Below are 18,207 nucleotides of genomic sequence, written 5' to 3' on the forward strand. Positions count from 1 at the left end.
ATGAGTCTATCTTTGGCTAAACAGTCTGGCCATGCTGCGATCTTGTTCGCGATATGTATCCCCGTGTTATTTGGTGTGTTTATGTTGGGCTCTGATGGCGCACGTGCTTTACAGACAAAAGCGAGATTAGAAGAAGCAGCAGAAGCGGCAGTATTGGCGGTATCTGCAGAAGACAGTGAAAACCACTCGTTGGCTCAGTCTTATATCGATCACTACCTCTACGATATGGATACCTTACTTGATGTTGAGGTCAATAAGCTCTCGTGCGATCAAATTGCAGATTGTACCCAGCAGGCTGAACAAGGTGGCGCTCGCTATTTTGAATACCGAGTTGCCGGTCGAACGCAGCACCAATCGTGGTTTCCGGGGCAAGGTGTGATCGTGGGATTTGGTGACACTTTTGATGTGACTGGTTCTTCAAAGGCTCGAAAGTTTCAAAGCAAGATTGTTGATATCACCTTTGTCGTCGATTTCTCTGCATCAATGAACGATGACTGGAGTGGCGGTAAAAAAAGTAAGATTGAAGACCTCAAAGACACGCTAGAACTGGTGACTGATGAACTAGGAAAATTTAATGCGGTGACGCCAGGTATAAAGCACCGAGTTTCTCTCACAGGGTATAACCGACGTACCGTGAACGCTAATACTGCTGGCAAACTGGTATTTCGAGATCAACGCATCGTTACCAAAATGGGTGAGTATGACAAAGATGATGTTGTGAACTTTAACAAGACCATTGAGCAACAATTTAAGGTGAAGGGTGCTGCCAAACGAATCCCCAATGGTGATGGTGACGCGGTGTTTACCGATATTTTCTATACCGAGGATTTTGATGGATTTATGAAAAAAGTCAGAACCTTCAAGGCGTCTGGTGGTACTGCCTCACTACAAGGAATCATTCGCGCAGGGCAGATTGTGACGTCATTGGCCAAGAATCCGAACCAACTGATTATCATCTTGTCGGATGGTGAGGATTGGAATCACTACGCAGGACAAACGAACAAGCTCGTGAACAAGGGTATGTGTACCAACATTAAGAATATGATAAATGGCGGCAAGGTCTCAGCAGATAATCTTAATGATGATGTCGCTGTTGTTGATGGAGTGAGCCCGGGTAAGTTTACGAGTTGGGGCGAGGCGATGAATGCGCGCATGTCGGTGATCGGCTTTGATTATGATTTGCATGCCAACACAGGACTACTTAATTGCGTTGGTAAAGACAACGTTTTTAAGGCTGAAAATAAGCAAGATATCTTGAATAAGATCTTAGCCCTGATAACTGAAGAAGTAGGTCACTTGGCGCAGTAATGTTGTGTCTGGTCGATCAGATAGTTGATGAATATCCAGAGAATTAGAATGAACAAATTTATATCGATAACATTGTTATTGGCACTGCCTTTTTCGGTTATGGCAGCAACACCGAAACTCGATACGAACGAACTGCTTTACCAATACTGTGATACTGGCAGCTCCGAATTTGAGCAGTCGGTTACGGTTGGGCAAGGTACTAAGGTTATGTACCATCAGGGGCCTTTCATGCAGGTATCGGCAACGGTTGATAATCAGGCTCTGGTTGAGTTAATTCAAGGCAAGCTTACTCAATCTGATCTCAGCAATAGCTGTACTCAGTTTCTGTTGAGCAGAGCCGTCATCGAAGATGAAAATCAACCCCGTGATCTGGTTGCCAGAGTGTTGTTTGACTTTGATAAGGATGAACTGAATAAACAGTCGCGCTATTTGTTACTTAAGCTCGGAGCGAAGTTAGAGCAACAGGTGCCCGAATTGAGTGTTGTGGGTAACACCGACTCGAAAGGATCGGGGAAATACAATTTGAGCTTGGGTTTAAAGCGTTCAGAGTCAGTTGTTACGTATCTGCGTGAGCATGGGGTTCCTGTTGAACAAATTACGGTAACCTCGCAAGGTGAGAAAGCTCCGATTCAAAGTAATGACTTGGAGACTGGCCGTCATCTGAATCGTAGAGTCGATATTCAATCTTAACCTATCTTTAATTTATGGCTTATAGCTAGGGCTGCGGAAGTAAAATCCTCAGCGAGACACCCATGGATGGGTCTTCTGGTGTCTCAAACCAAATTGCCCCTTTGTAGCTGTGAATTATCTCATCACATAGTGCCAAGCCTAACCCTGTGCCTGGGTTTTGTTGGTCAGCTCTTACACCTCGTTGAAATAAGCTCTGGCTAGTATTACTGTCGATAGCTGGGCCATCATTACTGATCTCAACCATAATCTGATTATCAATATTAGTAACCTTGAACAAGATCGACTGATCAGCAAAACGGTAGGTGTTTTCTAATATGTTACCCATTATTTCCATTAGGTCATCTTTACTTAATGGCAGGGTTTGGTTATCTGGATAGTCAGAGACAAATTGGATCGACTTGTCAGTATAAATCTTGGTGAACATACCAACCAAGCTATCTAATACAGGCTTAAGTAGGGTGTCATTGGTGGTGATACCTTTCACTCCTAATGATGCTCGCTTTAGCTGACCTTGGATAAGGCTATCCATTTCGAGTAATTGTTGATTGATTTGATGGTTTTTAGTGGGTGATGAATCGTCTAGTAGTGCTTGGGATACAGCAACACGAGTCTTCAAGCTATGGGCGAGATCGTTCAGTGACCGTTTATAACGTTCCTGATTTTCCTTTTGCTGGAACAATAGCTCATTCAGTGCACTAGTCACATTGTGCAGGTCTTCTGGGTAGCTTTCTGCTAGCTGGTTCTGCTTACCCTGTTTTATTTCGTGCAGCTCTTTTTCTAAGCGAACAAAGGGGGCAAAGCTGATGCGATAGAAGAGTAAAAGCAGGGCACTGATTAATGTCAGGGCTACTATCAATACACCTATCGTGGTGTATTTTAGTTGCTTTATTGGTTCCATCTTATGTTCGACTCTTTGAGTAAGGATTACCTTTCCATCTTCTTGATCTTTAAACCCTTTCCAAAGCATTGTGTGGACGATAAACGCGGCCCCACTCGGTTTCTCTACTAGCCGAATTGTATCGATTGGAAAATTGAGATCAGTACACAGGTTGTCTATTTGAGGACGTGAGATACCTAACTTTGCCAGCTGTTTGGTTCTTCGCTCAACGTCGATTGAAGTCCAAACTTGATGGCTGTTGTGGTCACATAAGATGACGCTGGTATTAGGTGACTCTTTGGCATAAAAGCTATTCCACTCAGTGAGTGGCGGGATCTCACCCGAGGAGAGGAGTTCGTTGACAATTGAAGGTAACTCTCGGAGCGTGTTTTTAGAATAGTCTTCAAACAGCTGGTGTTTTTGGGTGTTGTAATAGAACCAAGTGCTAGTCAGTACCATAGTAAAAAGAATGGAAGCAGCAGTGGCAAAGGTACGTCGTCTAAACTGGGTTTTATACAGTCTTTTCATATCATTTCGCTTCTATTTCGAATCGATAGCCTTGTCCTCGAACCGTGCTGATCAGTTTTTCTTCGGTATGTTGAGCAAGCTTTTTACGCAGCCGCGAAACGATCACTTCAATGTTATTAAGCTGAATGCCTTCTCCTTGGTCGTATAGCGAGTCCAAGATTTGTTGCTTGGAGACGATCTTCAAACTATGACGAATTAGATACTCGAAGATTTGGTATTCGAGTGCCGTGAGGTCGAGCAGCATTTCATTGTAGGTAATGCTTTTGGCTTGAGTATCAAGAGTCAGTGATTGCGCCTTGATTTGAGAGGCTGCAAATCCTTGATTTCGACGTACAAGTGCTTCAAGTCTGGCGAGTAGTTCTTCAAATTGAAATGGCTTGGTTAGGTAATCGTCGGCGCCACAGTTGAGCCCTTCAACTTTATCCTGCCAGTCACCGCGAGCGGTTAAAATCAGAATAGGAACTGTAATCTCTTTGCGGCGTATCTGCTTAATCAGCGTAAAGCCGTCGAAATCTGGCAGGCCAAGATCGATGATCATGACATCGGTATTGGGTTGTTTTTGAATGGTTTGTAGACAGGCTGATGCAGTTTTCTCTGCGTAAATGGTATGGCCAAGATCACCAAGTTGAGACGAGAGGTGATGATTTAATATCTCATTATCTTCAACCAAAACAACCAGCATTCAATATCCCTATATACAATAAGATTCAACTACATAGAGCTTACACTAGCTTAGGATAAAAAAAAGGAGAAGCTTAAGCTTCTCCTTGAGTTTCTGCTGTTTTATGTCACTCGGCGTTTACTTAGAACCGGTATAAACAACCAATACTTTGTCATCTTGGTATTGGCGTTCGAACGCATAGTAGCCCTTACTGTTGCGGATGATGTGCTTTCCTTGCGCGACAGCAGGGTGGCGTTGGCGGAATTGGCCAAGCGCTTGCCAATGTTCTAGCAACTCTGCACGTTCGCCGGTGATTTGATCCCATGGCATGTCTGAGCGAGTACCTTGCATTGGGTCCGATCCTGTTGGGCCAAAGTCACGGGCGATTTCATCTCCGTAATAGATCTGCACTGCGCCTGGAGCCAGCATTAATGCATTCGCTGCTTTGGTCTGTTTGGCAAAGTCACTGCCGTGCTGCGTCCAGAATAGCGAGGTGTCGTGAGACGATAGGTAACTCAGCACGTTGAACTCACTGTCAGTGTTGATCTTCTCTGCATAACGGAGGTAATCGGCATCGAGATCAGACAGGCACTTCAGCGCCTTAGGGGCGATGTCGCTCTGGAATTCAAAATTGATGATCGAATCAAAGCCGTTAGCGAAGTAATCTGATTTCACGACGCTGTGTGCCCAGACTTCACCAGTCATCCAGAATGGTAAGTCATCCAAGGCCTTTTCTGGGTTGTTCTGCTTCCATTCTGCAAGCGCTTGATTGGTGCTCTCCTTCAATTCAGCCCAAGCGTCCAGTTCAACGTGCTTGGCGGTATCAACCCTAAAGCCATCAACGCCGTATTCACGCACCCAATCAGATAACCAAGTGATTAGGTGGTCGCGAGGTGTTTTAAGCTCATCGGTCGCGCTGGTGGATTTGTTGCTATAGAAGTTCGGTAGCCCAGTGGTTTCTGTCGATTCTGTTTTGAAATCGGGCAGGTGCGCCAAAGACATGGTGAGGTTGTTGTAACCCGGAGAGTCATAAGCGCCGATATCGCTGCGCAGCCATGCCTTGCCCCACCATTTTTCCCACGCTTCTTTATCGCTGTATGAGATGTAGTTATTGAAGTAGTGCCAGTTCTGACCTTTAGCGGGTTGCCAGTCAGTCCAGTTCTCGCCAAGTGTTTTTGTTGCTTCTTCATCGGTGAGGTTGAGTTTACCAAAGTCGAACTCTTGCATATCAGCAAGTGTGGCGTAACCAGTGTGGTTCATTACCACGTCCCAGACGACACGAATACCTTTGCTGTGTGCGGTATCGATGAAGGTTTTCAGATCGTCTTCTGTGCCCATGTTGTCATCAAGCTTGGTCCAATCTTGGTGGTAGTAACCATGGTAGCCATAATGCTTGAAATCACCTCTGTCACCACCGCCAACCCAGCCGTGGATCTGTTCTAACGGAGACGTTATCCAGATAGCATTAGCACCGAGCGATTCTATGTAATCGAGCTTCTCGGTTAACCCGGCCAAGTCACCACCGTGAAAGGTGCCGATTTCTTCTTGTCCGTCTTGACTGCGACCGTAACTGTTGTCGTTGTTAGGGTTGCCGTTATGGAAGCGGTCGGTCATAACGAAGTAAACCGTGGCGTTATCCCAACTAAATTTAGCCTTGGTTTCGGGCCCAACTTTTTCTAGCAACAAGACACCTTGGCTGTTTTCTGCAGGCTGCATGGTAACGCTGCCATTAGTTACAGTCGCTTGTGTGCCTGAAAGGGCATCTCTAACCACGGTGCCATCATCAAAGGTTTGAGCAACGTCGATGGTAGTTGGCTCGTCACTAGGCACTGGACAGGCAAAGCTTTGTACCTGCTGTTGCTTCGGCTTTATCTGAACTGTGAGTTCATTAGTCTGTGGGTTGAGCGTGAATTGATAGGTGTTAGCGCGAAAGACTTTAATGGCGATCTCAGATTTCTCGGCACAGTCGTCTAGGCGAAGGGGTTTATTGAACTTGATGCGGTTTTCTTCAGCCAGCGCATAGTTGGTGCCACAGGTATTTTGAGTATCGCTGATAGAGAAGGTATAGCTACCTTTAGTGAGTTCCTGTTCTGCAATCACGGTGCCTTTACCGGATGATTCGAATACGACTGTGTCGTTATTAATCGTCAGTAATAGGTTGTTGTCACTGGTTTGGCTGCATGCGCTGAGTGCGAGCATTGAAAGCGCGAGTACTGTTTTTTTCATTGTTCCCTTCCCCTGAATAAACAGGTTATTTATAGCAAACAATGCCCTCTACAGTCTGAGTGCTGATTCATTCAGTTAATCAATAACACCTATACAAACAAATGCTTGGTTCACAAAAACAAAAAGGGAAGCTTTCGCTTCCCTTTGGGTATTTACCTAAATCGCCCAACCAAAATCGGAAGAGCAATTTTTCTGCAGTATTGCTTATTTCTGTAAAAGAGAAATATCAGCAATCTGTAGGAACAGGTTACGTAGGTTGTTCAGTAGCGTTAGACGGTTCTTCTTAAGCGCTTCGTCATCAGCCATTACCATTACGTTATCGAAGAATGCATCAACGGGTTCACGTAGGTCAGCAAGTTTGCTTAGGGCTTCTTGGTAGTTGCCTGTCGCGAATGCTGGCTCTAGAGCTTCCGTCATTACTTCAACGTTTTCAGCCAGTGCTTTCTCTGCGTCTTCCTGAAGAAGCGTTAGGTCGATTTCAGCTGGTAGCTCGCCATCGAATTTCGCAAGGATATTACCTACACGCTTGTTCGCTGCTGCTAGTGCTTCTGCTGCTTCCAGTTCACGGAAGTGAGAAACCGCTTTAACACGTTGGTCAAAGTCAGCTGGCTTAGTTGGGCGACGTGCCAGTACCGCTTGGATGATATCAACACTGAAACCAGCATCTTGGTACCATGCACGGAAACGACCTAGCATGAAGTCGATAACGTCAGCTTCTACGTTTTCGTTGGTTAGCTTGTCGCCTAGTAGCTCTTTCGCTTTACCGATCAGATCGGTTAGGTCTAGGTTGTAGCCGTTTTCAACGATGATACGTAGTACACCTAGTGATGCACGACGTAGAGCGAATGGGTCAGAACCTTTTGGTGCTTGGCCAATACCGAAGATACCTACGATAGTGTCTAGCTTGTCTGCCATTGCAACTGCTGAAGAAATGCCAGTGCTTGGTAGGTCGTCACCTGCGAAACGAGGCATGTACTGCTCGTAAAGTGCTAGTGCAACTTGCTCGTCTTCACCATCGTGAGTCGCGTAGTGCATGCCCATTACACCTTGTGTATCCGTGAATTCGAATACCATTGATGTCATTAGGTCACACTTAGCCAGCAGGCCTGCGCGCTTAGACTTTTCAACGTCAGCATCGATTTGCTCAGCGATGTAGCCAGCAAGTTCTGTGATGCGGTCTGTTTTGTCTTTGATAGTACCAAGCTGCTTCTGGAAGATAGCTTGGTCTAGCTCAGGAAGACGGTCGATCAGCGGACGTTTACGGTCTGTGTTGAAGAAGAACTCAGCATCAGCAAGACGTGGACGTACAACTTTCTCGTTACCTTCGATAACGTGACGAGGCTCTTTAGACTCGATGTTTGATACGAAGATAAAGTTAGGAAGTAGCTTCTTGTTTTCGTCGTAAACAGGGAAGTACTTTTGGTCACCCTTCATGGTGTAAACCAAAGCTTCAGAAGGTACTTTTAGGAACTCTTCTTCAAACTTCGCTGTAAGCACTACTGGCCATTCAACCAGAGACGTTACTTCTTCAACAAGGTCATCTTCTAGGTCAGCTTTACCGCCAACCGCTGCTGCCGCTTTTTGAGAGTCAGCAAGGATGATCGCTTTACGCGCTTCGTAATCTGCCATTACTTTACCGCGCTCTTCTAGGATTGCAGGGTATTGGTCAGCAGAATCGATTGTGAACTCTTGTTCGCCCATGAAGCGGTGGCCACGGATAGTACGAGCAGATGCTACGCCAAGGATTTCGCCTTCAACAAGCTCATCACCTAGTAGTACAGTCAGTGTTTTCACTGGACGGATAAATTGAATGTCTGAGTTACCCCAGCGCATTGCTTTAGGGATTGGTAGGCCTGCTAGTGCTTTCGCAGCGATGTCCATCACCAATTCTTGAACAGGTTTACCAGCCACTTCTTGTTTGAAAAGAAGCCACTCGCCTTTGTCTGTTTTTAGACGGTCAGCTTGTTCAACAGTAATGCCGTTACCACGAGCCCAACCTTGTGCTGCTTTAGTCGCGTTGCCTTCAGCATCGAATGCAACAGAAACAGCAGGACCACGTTTTTCAACGACTTTATCTGCTTGGCCTTCAGCCAGTGCTGTTACTTTAAGTGCTAGACGACGAGGTGCTGCGTACCACTTGATGCCTTCGTGAGAAAGCTCAGCAGTTTTAAGGCCTGCTTCAAAGTTAGAAGCAAATGCTTCTGCTAGAGAACGAAGTGCTGTTGGTGGAAGCTCTTCCGTACCCAGTTCAATTAGAAAATTCTTCGCCATGATTATTTGTCCTTCTTACACATTGGGAAGCCAAGCGCTTCACGTGACGCGTAGTACGCCTCAGCAACTGATTTAGTCAGGTTGCGGATACGAAGGATGTAACGTTGACGCTCTGTTACAGAGATAGCTTTGCGCGCATCAAGAATGTTGAATGCGTGACCTGCTTTTAGAATGCGCTCGTAAGCTGGAAGCGGAAGTGGCTTCTCAAGCTCAAGTAGCTCTTTACACTCTTTCTCGCACTGGTCGAAGAAAGTGAATAGGAAATCTACGTCTGCGTGCTCGAAGTTGTACGTTGATTGCTCAACTTCGTTTTGGTGGAAGATGTCACCGTAAGTCACGTTAGAACCGTCTGGTGCTACGTTCCATACTAGGTCGTAAACAGAATCTACTTCCTGGATGTACATTGCTAGACGCTCGATACCGTAAGTGATCTCGCCGGTTACTGGCTTACACTCAAGGCCGCCAACCTGTTGGAAGTAAGTAAACTGAGTTACTTCCATGCCGTTTAGCCATACTTCCCAACCAAGGCCCCATGCACCTAGTGTTGGGTTTTCCCAGTTATCTTCAACGAAGCGAATATCGTGAACAAGTGGGTCAACACCAAGAACCTCTAGTGAGCCTAGGTACAACTCTTGGATATTGTCTGGCGATGGTTTTAGCGCTACTTGGAATTGGTAGTAGTGCTGCAGACGGTTAGGGTTTTCACCGTAACGGCCATCAGTAGGACGACGTGAAGGTTGTACGTAAGCTGTAGACATTGGCTCTGGGCCAAGTGCTCGTAGACATGTCATTGGGTGAGAGGTGCCGGCACCTACTTCCATATCTAGAGGTTGAACAATGGTACAACCGTTTTGAGCCCAGTAATCCTGCAGCGCGAGGATCATTCCCTGGAAGGTTTTGATATCGTATTTTTGCATAGTCAGGTTCGCGCGATTCTTTTAAATGAATGAGAAAATAACCTCTGAGTATACCGAGATATTCGTAAAGCGAGTAGGGGTAATCTTGTTTAATTAGTGGTCTAAAATGTCGTTTAGTGGATTTTTTTGCCTTTAATGTTTGTTTTTCGGCACAAGTGGATATTTTGATAAGTTTGACACTTGTGTTTGAAAGCGTGGGTGATTAAAATCTCGCGGTCTTTGGGGAGTAGCTTACTTATTCATATCCTATTGAATAAGTTCGTCCGTCAACATAATTGATGCAAAATCATCATGGCGTTCGAGGCAACCACCACCTTGGTGGCGCTTAGCAAGACCTTAGACAAGCATCGTGAACCGGGATGGGGCGCGAGGTTTGTCTTTGGTTAAATATAATAATCTCCATCCCAAATGAGCATGTCGTGAGCGTTTTAGCAATTTCAATTACAACTGTCGCCTTAGCCGAGATCGGTGATAAGACCCAGTTGCTATCCCTTTTATTAGCCAGTCGATATCGAAAACCGATACCTATTATTGCGGCTATTTTCTTTGCCACTATTGCCAATCATGCCCTTGCTGCATGGCTCGGGGTCGTGGTTGCTGATTATCTTTCACCTGAAGTATTAAAGTGGGTGCTAGTGGTCAGTTTCATTGCTATGGCGGGCTGGATTCTGATTCCGGATAAGTTGGATGATGATGAGCAGATCTCAAACAGAGGGCCGTTTGTCGCCAGTTTTATCGCCTTCTTCATTGCCGAGATCGGTGATAAAACTCAGATTGCGACCTCCATTTTAGGGGCTCAATATTCGGATGCATTAACGTGGGTAATTCTCGGCACTACCATTGGTATGTTGCTGGCGAATGTGCCCGTGGTGATCATTGGTAAGTTGTCGGCAGATAAGATGCCTCTTGACCTGATTCGCAAGATCACGGCCTTGTTATTCGTGGGTTTGGCTATCGCAGCAGCGTTCTATTAAGCGGTATATTATACTCAACTAGTGGACTAATGTGTTGTAGGTCATACTCTTACAGTATTGTGGGGTTTATCGAGCGAATGGACATATAACTGTCATACTTGTCATGATATTTTAATCTTGTGAGTTAAGAACACGAGGGCATGATTATGTTGACGCGTTATATGGGTATTACTCCACAAAGCCAAAGTTATCTTTTTACCTTTGGTCTTGCACTTACACTACTAGGCATGGTGTTAACGGACATGTGGCTGCCAATGGTCGCGGGTGCCATCATCATGACTGGGCTTGCAGTAGAGGCTTGGATTCGAGTTGCGCATATTATTCCGATGCGTAAAGATCTCCGAGAAATTCAGCATCAGCTTGAGCATCTGCAAAACAAGTCTAGAAACGAATAAACAAAAAGCCGCTGGTACTCTGAGTTCTATTGAAGAACATAAGGTACCAGCGGCTTTTTTGATACTTGATACTCGGTGGGGCGTTACGCCTCCAATCCCTTTCTGATCAAATATTGGTAAGGCAAAGCTTCTGTAGCTTGGCCGACTAACTGATGATCCATGAAACGACAAAAGCTCGGAATATCACGAGTTGTTGAAGGATCGTCAGCTTTTACCAGTAATACATCGCCATCCTGCATGTTTCTAATTGTCTTCCTGACCATCATTACTGGCTCTGGGCAACGCAGGCCTTCAGCTTCTAAAGTATGGGTTGCCAGTTCAGGTTTGAATGTCATGGTTTGTATCTCTATATCTATCTAACGAGTGAATAATACGTCTGCAGAAAAAATATGCAATAAGTGCTTGGCAAACAGAATCATTTCCTATAACTTAGTTAACAAGTTGATAACAACTTGTAACAAAGGCAACTAGCTAAGGAGTGGCGATGTTGACAGGATTAGATAGATTAACAATTTATTCGGTTCTCTGTTTTATTTCTTTTTGTGCGTTAGTACTACGCTCATCGACAGAGACCTCTCTAATGCCAATCTTTGGCATAATAGCAACGATTATTGGTATTTGGGTAGAGATGCGCCGTTGGCAAGGCATAGCCGAGGAGCAAGAGCACTAACCCGGATACAACAAGCAAATTCCGATACGACAACATTCCGACACTATCCCCAGATTTTCTTGGGCTTCCCCGCGTAATTGCGGGATTTTTTTTATCTAAAGCATGCTATAAACAACTTAGTGACCAATGATAATTGTATACAGCTAGGTAAGTGGCGTGGAATTAGAAGACATCTATCGTAGAGACCTAAATTTACTGGTCGCCTTGAAGGTATTGATTGAAGAGGGCAGTGTTAGCCAAGCCGCGCTTCGTCTCAACTTGAGCCAGTCGGCAACCAGCCGAGTATTAGGCCGTTTAAGAGAGCTACTCAACGACCCGCTGTTTACACGCCAAGGTCAGCACCTTATCCCTACTAAAAAAGCGCTCGAGATCAGTCAGCGTATTGATCAGCCTTTGGAGTCATTCCGTCAGTTACTAAGCCCTAGCGACTTTGACCCTTACTATTGCAGCGAGCGCTTCCTGATAGCAACCACCGACTACGCGATGCAAACCATCTTGCCTTATGCGTTGCCTAAGATTTATGAGCAAGCACCGAATATCTCCTTAGAGTTTGCACCACTGCAGCATGAGCATTTGTTTAAGCAGCTCAGTACCGAACGTGTTGATATGGCGATTTGTCGTCCGAGTGGCAGCATTGCACCACTTCATCAAGAGGTCTTGGGGCCGGTTGGTGTATCGTGTTTGTTATCTAAAAACCACCCATTGGCCGAGCAGCCTTTAAGCCTTGAGGATTATGTTTCTTTACCTCATGCGATGATTGCGATCAGTGATGGTGTTAAATCTTTATTAGACAACGCTTTAGCTAATCAACAGCCTCGTAAAATGGTGCTGCGCGCTTATCATCTTGAAGCTGCATTAGCGATTGTCGATAGAATGCCATTAGTGATCACAGTACCTGCTGATTTGGCTTATTTGGTAGCAGAGCGTTATGACTTAGTCGTTAAACCGTTGCCATTTGAGTTTATGCCGTTTGATTACTCACTGATCTGGCATTCGCGTTGCGACTCTTCTGCTTCACAGCAATGGTTAAGAAGAGTGGTAAAGGAAGAGTGTGGTGAGTTGATTCAAAAACGAATTGCGGATGTAGGTTTGGGTTAACTAGGACTGAGTCTGGGTTCACTTGACCCTAATGATAAAAACGCAAAAGGGCTGATAAAAATCAGCCCTTTGTTGTTTTGGGTCATCCAAGCCTGAAGCTGTTGCTTAAGGTTTGATAACGCAATGTTTGAGAATCTATAGTTTAATGACTACGCGACCAGTAATTTGACCGTTAGTGATGTCTTCTGCGGCTTGAATTGCACCGTCTAAAGACACTTCCTTGGTTGCTTGAGCGTAGAAAGATTCTGGTAGTAGCTCAGCCAGCTGTTCCCACGCTTTAATGCGTTTTTCACGAGGGCACATTACAGAATCAACACCTTGTAGGCGAACGTTACGTAGAATGAATGGCATTACTGTTGTTGGTAAGTCAAAACCGCCTGCTAGACCACACATCGCAACTGCACCGTTGTAATCAATTTGCGCCAATACTTTTGCAAGTACTTTGCTACCTACAGTATCGATAGCACCAGCCCACAGTTGTTTTTCTAGTGGTTTAGCTGGTTCTTCTAGTTCAGCACGTTCAACAATGCGTGTCGCGCCTAGTGATTTTAGTAGTTCACCGTTTTCTGAAGCTCGGCCTGTTACTGCTGCTACTTTGTAACCTAGCTGGTTTAGTAGAGTGATAGACACGCTACCTACACCGCCACTTGCGCCAGTAACTAGGATTTCACCGTCTTCTGGCTTGATGCCTGCATCTACGATTGCTTGCACACAAAGCATAGCGGTGAAGCCAGCAGTACCTATTGCCATTACTTTTTTCGCGTTTAGACCTTTAGGCATAGGCACTAACCAGTCACCATTTAGGCTTGCTTTCTCAGCCATGCCACCCCAGTGACCTTCACCAACACCCCAACCAGTCAGAACTACTTCGTCGCCCGCTTTGTAGCGAGGGTCATCAGATTGTGAAACCACACCAGAAAGGTCGATACCAGGAACCATCGGGAAGTTGCGAACAATGCGCCCTTTACCTGTAATCGCCAAACCATCTTTGTAGTTCAAAGAAGAGTAGCTTACATCGATCTTCACGTTACCTTCTGGTAATTGAGACTCTTCAATTTGAGAAACTGATGCGATAGTTTTTTTGTCTTCTTGGTTTAGTACAAGTGCTTTAAACATGATCTGCTCCATGGGAGAAATATTAGGAAACTGAAGTAACTTTAGTTGAATCGTTGGAGAAAAAATAATGAAACATCAACATTGAATCTATGCGTTTTGTGCATAGATGCCGCTAGGTGCTTTTCTCTTATTAGGGTGCTGAACGAATCTGTACGTGACTTGATAGCCAGATATAAAAAGTGCAGCCATATAAATATAGCTGCACAAAAAATTACCCTTCAAGTATTACAGTCAGTGATTGCTATGGGCGTTCAAATACTGTTGCAATACCTTGGCCCAAACCAATACACATGGTCGCTAAACCGTATTTCACGTCTTGTGCTTCCATTAGATTGATTAGGGTTGTAGATATACGAGAGCCAGAACAACCTAGTGGGTGACCAAGAGCAATGGCACCACCGTTAAGGTTTACTTTCTCGTCAACCACATCCAATAGACCTAGGTCTTTCGCACAAGGAAGAGATTGAGCGGCAAACGCTTCGTTTAGCTCAATCACACCCATATCTTCAATGGTTAGGCCTGCACGTTTAAGTGCTTTTTGTGTAGCTGGGACTGGGCCGTAACCCATGATTGAAGGATCGCAACCTGCGATAGCCATAGACTTCACGCGAGCACGAATCTTGAGGCCAAGTGCGTTGGCTTTCTCTTCGCTCATGATTAGCATTGCAGAAGCACCATCAGACAGAGCTGATGAAGTACCTGCCGTTACTGTACCGTTAGCTGGGTCAAATACCGGGCGCAGCTGAGATAGGCCTTCAACCGTTGTCTCTGGACGAATGACTTCATCGTAATCCAGAGTGAACAGAGAACCGTCTGCAGCGTGAGCTTCTGTTGGCAGGATTTCGTTTTTGAAACGACCTTCAACAGTAGCTGCTTGAGCACGAGCGTGTGAACGTGCTGCGAATGCATCTTGGTCTTCACGGCTAATACCATGCAGTTTGCCAAGCATTTCTGCAGTTAGGCCCATCATACCGGCAGCTTTCGCTACGTGTTTAGACATACCAGGGTGAAAATCAACACCGTGGTTCATTGGTACGTGGCCCATGTGCTCCACACCACCGATTAGGCAGATTTCAGCATCACCAACCATGATTGAACGGGTTGCATCATGCAGAGCTTGCATAGACGAGCCACATAAACGGTTAACGGTGACAGCCCCAATTTCAATCGGTAGACCAGCAAGCAAAGCAGCGTTACGTGCAACGTTGAAGCCTTGCTCTAGCGTTTGTTGTACACAACCCCAGTAGATATCTTCAATTTCGACAGGGTTTACTTCAGGGTTGCGCTCTAAAATGCCTTTCATCAAATGTGCAGACAGATCTTCAGCACGAGTGTGACGGAAAGCTCCACCCTTGGAACGTCCCATTGGGGTGCGAAGGCAATCAACAACAACTACATTATTCATTTTGCTATTCCTTTTCCAAATGTGGGTTACAGAGAACTTGCTTGTTGGCTGTCGTAAAAGCTTTCGCCTTTCGCTGCCATATCAAGCAATAGTTGAGGAACTTGGTACATTGCACCTAAGTCTTGGTAGCCTTTCGCCATTTCAACGAAGTTACCAATGCCCACACTGTCTAAGTAGCGGAATACGCCGCCTCGGAATGGAGGGAAGCCTAAACCGTAAACCAGTGCCATATCTGCTTCTTGTGGTGTCGCGATAATGCCTTCTTCTAAACAAAGAACGACTTCGTTGATCATTGGAATCATCACACGTTGGATAATTGTCTGGTCATCAAAGTCTTGTGGCTGTTGGCATACGTCAGCCAAGATAGGAAGAATATCTTCAGAGAAGGTTTTCTTCGGACGACCGCGTTTGTCTACGCTATACGTGTAGAAACCGCTGCCGTTCTTTTGGCCGTATTTTTCAGCGACGTAAAGTGCGTCAATCGCATCACGACCTTCTTTACCCATACGCTCAGGGAAGCCTTGCGCCATTACTGCTTGTGCATGGTGTGCTGTGTCTAGGCCAACAACATCTAGCAAGTACGCAGGACCCATTGGCCAACCGAACTTGCGTTCCATGACTTTATCGATCTTAGTGAAGTCAGCGCCGTCACGTAGCAACATGCTGAAACCGCCAAAGTAAGGGAAAAGTACACGGTTAACGAAGAAGCCTGGGCAATCATTCACAACGATAGGGGATTTGCCCATCTTCGCTGCGTAAGCCACAACACGATTAATCGTTTCTTCTGAAGTATGCTCACCACGGATGATCTCAACCAAAGGCATGCGATGCACTGGGTTAAAGAAGTGCATACCACAGAAGTTTTCTGGGCGTTTCAGAGATTTCGCTAGCAGGTTGATAGGAATCGTAGAAGTATTTGAGGTAAGTACTGTGTCTTCACCAACCAAACCTTCCACTTCGCTCAGTACCGCTGCTTTTACTTTCGGATTTTCTACTACCGCTTCAACAATCACATCTGATTGTTCAACACCTGCGTAATGTAGGCTTGGAGTAATAGAAGACAGAATACCTGCCATCTTAAATCCATCTAGGCGACCGCGTGATAAGCGTTTATTCAACAGCTTAGAAGCTTCGTTCATACCAAGATCAAGAGACGCTTGTGCGATGTCTTTCATCATCACTGGCACGCCTTTCAATGCTGACTGGTAAGCAATACCGCCGCCCATGATACCTGCGCCGAGTACGGCTGCACGCTCAGTTGCTTTGTTTGCTGATTTACCCGCTTGCTTCGCAAGGCCTTTGATGTATTGATCATTCAAGAATAGACCAACCAGTGCTTTCGCCTCTTCAGATTTTGCTAGCTTAACGAAGTGTTTACGTTCGATGTCGAGTGCTGCATCACGATCGCTACGTGCTGCTTCTTCAATAGCAATCACAGAAGTAATCGGAGCTGGGTAGTGAGGCCCTGCTTTTTGAGCTACTAAGCCCTTAGCCATGGTAAAGCTCATCATCGCTTCTAGTTTGCTTAGTGAAAGCGCTGATGTTTTTTGTTTGCGGCGTAGCTGCCAATCGAGTTTCTCATTGGCTGCCAAAGAAACAGTGTTGATCGCTGATTCTAGTAGTTGGTCTGTTTCAACAATCGCATCTAACAAGCCAACTTTAAGCGCTTCATCTGCGCGGCATGCTTTGCCTTGCGTGATAATTTCCATTGCGCTGTCAGCACCGATAACACGAGGTAGGCGCACACAACCACCAAAACCAGGCATGATGCCAAGTTTGGTTTCTGGTAAACCAATGCTGGTGGTCTTGTCACCAATACGGAAATCGGTAGCGAGAACACATTCACAGCCGCCGCCAAGGGCATGGCCACGCATCATTGAAAGAGTTGGGACAGGAAGGTCTTCGAGCTTGCTGAAGATTGAATTAGCGAATCTTAACCATTCATCAAGTTCTGCTTCTGGCTTAGCGAATAGGCCAAGAAATTCAGTGATGTCTGCGCCTACAATGAACGCGTCTTTGTTTGAAGTTAAGATCAAACCACGTAATCCTGCGTGAGCATTGAGAGCATCTAACGCTTTGTCTAGTGATTCTAAAGTAGCAAGGTCGAGTTTGTTTACAGAGGCTGGTGCACAGAAGCTTAATTCCGCAATACCATCTTGTAATTCCTTTACCTGTAGGGTGTTAGCTTGGTAAATCATTGTCTATCTCCATGACATACAATCCACGATTGTTTGAGAGAATCTTGTTATCTTTCTATTATTGTAGAATACCTGGTAAGACCAGTTATCTTAGTCTGTACCTCTGCTTGATTAATTTCAATACATTTTTTAAACAATTGTTTAACATTGTGCGATAGCACAGATCCTCTAACCCTTATTATTCACGCGTGATACACTTCGTCGCTCTTATTAACTAAGTTAACGATATGAATGAACAGCCCTATTTAATACCATCTGCGTCGGCTCTGTTTGAAGAAGAGATAAAAAAGAGCGTCTTTATTACTCATCTTGCTCATACTCCAAGTGTAGAAGCTGCAAAACAGTTCGTAGAACAGGTAAAGAAAGAGCATTCTTCAGCACGACATAACTGTTGGGGTTTTGTTGCTGGTCGACCTGAAGACTCAATGCTTTGGGGCTTTAGTGATGATGGAGAACCATCTGGTACTGCGGGTAAGCCTATTTTGGCGCAACTGTCTGGTTCTGGTGTCGGTGAACTGACTGCTGTTGTCACTCGTTATTCTGGCGGAATCAAGCTTGGAACGGGTGGCCTAGTAAAGGCTTATGGTGGTGGAGTACAACAAGCTCTCAAGCTGCTTCAAACTATCGAGAAAAAAATAACCACAAAATTACGGCTAGAGTTAGACTATGGATTTGTGCCGATCGCACAATCCATCATGACTCAGCATCAGGCTGTTGAGGTCCAAGCGGATTATGGTGTTCAAGTTGAGCTTATTATTGAGATAGAGCTCCGTCAGGTAGATTCGTTTACCCAAACCATGATCAATAAAAGCGGTGCTAAGGCACTGGTAACGAAAGTCAAAGACAACTAGGAAGTGTGAAGCATTTCGCTTC

Annotated in this window: 16 protein-coding genes and 1 riboswitch; of the genes, 7 read left to right on the forward strand and 9 right to left on the reverse strand. The window is 45.4% G+C overall.

The genetic code is table 11. The features are described 5' to 3' along the window. Together OCV56_RS00100 and OCV56_RS00105 are read left to right on the forward strand one after the other, a co-directional pair. Positions 1–1,308 (forward strand): TadE/TadG family type IV pilus assembly protein, encoded by a 1,308-nt coding sequence (locus OCV56_RS00100; RefSeq protein ID WP_048657797.1) that lies wholly within the window; start codon positions 1–3, stop codon positions 1,306–1,308. A 48-nt stretch (positions 1,309–1,356) separates the two neighbouring features. After that, positions 1,357–1,998 carry an OmpA family protein gene (locus tag OCV56_RS00105; protein WP_086712380.1) on the forward strand — a complete coding sequence of 214 codons (642 nt, stop codon included), beginning with the start codon at positions 1,357–1,359 and terminating at the stop codon, positions 1,996–1,998. 25 nt (positions 1,999–2,023) lie between these two features. Here the strand turns inward: OCV56_RS00105 and OCV56_RS00110 are convergent, their stop codons facing one another. The 5 genes from OCV56_RS00110 to glyQ form a co-directional block, all read right to left on the reverse strand. Then, complete coding sequence (locus OCV56_RS00110; protein WP_048657795.1) at positions 2,024–3,403, reverse strand: ATP-binding protein; 1,380 nt, start codon at positions 3,401–3,403, stop codon at positions 2,024–2,026. A 1-nt stretch (position 3,404) separates the two neighbouring features. Next, positions 3,405–4,085: a response regulator gene (locus tag OCV56_RS00115; protein WP_048657794.1), complete on the reverse strand. Its 681-nt coding sequence runs from the start codon at positions 4,083–4,085 to the stop codon at positions 3,405–3,407. A 117-nt stretch (positions 4,086–4,202) separates the two neighbouring features. Further along, positions 4,203–6,290: an alpha-amylase gene (locus tag OCV56_RS00120; protein WP_086712379.1), complete on the reverse strand. Its 2,088-nt coding sequence runs from the start codon at positions 6,288–6,290 to the stop codon at positions 4,203–4,205. 204 nt (positions 6,291–6,494) lie between these two features. After that, complete coding sequence (glyS, locus tag OCV56_RS00125; RefSeq protein WP_086712378.1) at positions 6,495–8,561, reverse strand: glycine--tRNA ligase subunit beta; 2,067 nt, start codon at positions 8,559–8,561, stop codon at positions 6,495–6,497. Positions 8,562–8,563: 2 nt separating this feature from the next. Beyond that, positions 8,564–9,478 (reverse strand): glycine--tRNA ligase subunit alpha, encoded by a 915-nt coding sequence (glyQ, locus tag OCV56_RS00130; RefSeq protein ID WP_017632669.1) that lies wholly within the window; start codon positions 9,476–9,478, stop codon positions 8,564–8,566. A 209-nt stretch (positions 9,479–9,687) separates the two neighbouring features. Next, positions 9,688–9,863, forward strand: a riboswitch (yybP-ykoY riboswitch). Between the two features lie 34 nt (positions 9,864–9,897). Between glyQ and OCV56_RS00135 the strand changes: the two genes are divergently transcribed. Continuing rightward, positions 9,898–10,452: a TMEM165/GDT1 family protein gene (locus OCV56_RS00135; RefSeq protein ID WP_017055491.1), complete on the forward strand. Its 555-nt coding sequence runs from the start codon at positions 9,898–9,900 to the stop codon at positions 10,450–10,452. A 140-nt stretch (positions 10,453–10,592) separates the two neighbouring features. Continuing rightward, positions 10,593–10,847 carry a hypothetical protein gene (locus OCV56_RS00140; RefSeq protein ID WP_086712377.1) on the forward strand — a complete coding sequence of 85 codons (255 nt, stop codon included), beginning with the start codon at positions 10,593–10,595 and terminating at the stop codon, positions 10,845–10,847. Between the two features lie 83 nt (positions 10,848–10,930). Here the strand turns inward: OCV56_RS00140 and tusA are convergent, their stop codons facing one another. Further along, complete coding sequence (gene tusA / locus OCV56_RS00145) at positions 10,931–11,182, reverse strand: sulfurtransferase TusA (protein ID WP_017055492.1); 252 nt, start codon at positions 11,180–11,182, stop codon at positions 10,931–10,933. A gap of 149 nt (positions 11,183–11,331) precedes the next feature. On the opposite strand from tusA, the gene OCV56_RS00150 reads away from it, so the two are divergent. Together OCV56_RS00150 and OCV56_RS00155 are read left to right on the forward strand one after the other, a co-directional pair. Next, entirely contained in the window at positions 11,332–11,517 is a 186-nt protein-coding gene (locus OCV56_RS00150; protein ID WP_017073805.1) for a hypothetical protein, read from the forward strand. Positions 11,518–11,673: 156 nt separating this feature from the next. Beyond that, positions 11,674–12,615 (forward strand): LysR family transcriptional regulator, encoded by a 942-nt coding sequence (locus OCV56_RS00155; RefSeq protein WP_086712376.1) that lies wholly within the window; start codon positions 11,674–11,676, stop codon positions 12,613–12,615. A 135-nt stretch (positions 12,616–12,750) separates the two neighbouring features. Here the strand turns inward: OCV56_RS00155 and acuI are convergent, their stop codons facing one another. The 3 genes from acuI to fadB all read right to left on the reverse strand — a co-directional run bounded on the left by acuI (position 12,751) and on the right by fadB (position 17,334). Then, positions 12,751–13,731 carry an acrylyl-CoA reductase (NADPH) gene (acuI, locus tag OCV56_RS00160; RefSeq protein WP_086712375.1) on the reverse strand — a complete coding sequence of 327 codons (981 nt, stop codon included), beginning with the start codon at positions 13,729–13,731 and terminating at the stop codon, positions 12,751–12,753. Positions 13,732–13,972: 241 nt separating this feature from the next. Beyond that, the gene (fadA, locus tag OCV56_RS00165; RefSeq protein WP_086712374.1) at positions 13,973–15,136 is read right to left on the reverse strand and encodes an acetyl-CoA C-acyltransferase FadA; all 1,164 of its coding nucleotides are present in this window, start codon (positions 15,134–15,136) and stop codon (positions 13,973–13,975) included. A 26-nt stretch (positions 15,137–15,162) separates the two neighbouring features. After that, positions 15,163–17,334, reverse strand: coding sequence for a fatty acid oxidation complex subunit alpha FadB (gene fadB, locus OCV56_RS00170; protein ID WP_048611252.1), 2,172 nt, complete (start codon positions 17,332–17,334; stop codon positions 15,163–15,165). Between the two features lie 227 nt (positions 17,335–17,561). On the opposite strand from fadB, the gene OCV56_RS00175 reads away from it, so the two are divergent. Then, positions 17,562–18,185, forward strand: coding sequence for a YigZ family protein (locus OCV56_RS00175; protein WP_086712373.1), 624 nt, complete (start codon positions 17,562–17,564; stop codon positions 18,183–18,185). Positions 18,186–18,207 lie beyond the last annotated feature (22 nt).

This window comes from Vibrio gigantis (genome assembly GCF_024347515.1).
GTDB classification, from domain to species: domain Bacteria; phylum Pseudomonadota; class Gammaproteobacteria; order Enterobacterales; family Vibrionaceae; genus Vibrio; species Vibrio gigantis.

Bases quoted from the DNA above. Each gene is read 5' to 3' on its own strand.
- OCV56_RS00150 (WP_017073805.1), top strand. From the start codon at position 11,332: ATGTTGACAGGATTAGATAGATTAACAATTTATTCGGTTCTCTGTTTT.
- acuI (WP_086712375.1), bottom strand. From the start codon at position 13,731: ATGTTTAAAGCACTTGTACTAAACCAAGAAGACAAAAAAACTATCGCA.
- fadA (WP_086712374.1), bottom strand. From the start codon at position 15,136: ATGAATAATGTAGTTGTTGTTGATTGCCTTCGCACCCCAATGGGACGT.
- tusA (WP_017055492.1), bottom strand. From the start codon at position 11,182: ATGACATTCAAACCTGAACTGGCAACCCATACTTTAGAAGCTGAAGGC.
- OCV56_RS00100 (WP_048657797.1), top strand. From the start codon at position 1: ATGAGTCTATCTTTGGCTAAACAGTCTGGCCATGCTGCGATCTTGTTC.
- OCV56_RS00140 (WP_086712377.1), top strand. From the start codon at position 10,593: ATGATTATGTTGACGCGTTATATGGGTATTACTCCACAAAGCCAAAGT.
- OCV56_RS00110 (WP_048657795.1), bottom strand. From the start codon at position 3,403: ATGAAAAGACTGTATAAAACCCAGTTTAGACGACGTACCTTTGCCACT.
- glyQ (WP_017632669.1), bottom strand. From the start codon at position 9,478: ATGCAAAAATACGATATCAAAACCTTCCAGGGAATGATCCTCGCGCTG.
- OCV56_RS00175 (WP_086712373.1), top strand. From the start codon at position 17,562: ATGAATGAACAGCCCTATTTAATACCATCTGCGTCGGCTCTGTTTGAA.
- fadB (WP_048611252.1), bottom strand. From the start codon at position 17,334: ATGATTTACCAAGCTAACACCCTACAGGTAAAGGAATTACAAGATGGT.
- OCV56_RS00105 (WP_086712380.1), top strand. From the start codon at position 1,357: ATGAACAAATTTATATCGATAACATTGTTATTGGCACTGCCTTTTTCG.
- glyS (WP_086712378.1), bottom strand. From the start codon at position 8,561: ATGGCGAAGAATTTTCTAATTGAACTGGGTACGGAAGAGCTTCCACCA.
- OCV56_RS00120 (WP_086712379.1), bottom strand. From the start codon at position 6,290: ATGAAAAAAACAGTACTCGCGCTTTCAATGCTCGCACTCAGCGCATGC.
- OCV56_RS00115 (WP_048657794.1), bottom strand. From the start codon at position 4,085: ATGCTGGTTGTTTTGGTTGAAGATAATGAGATATTAAATCATCACCTC.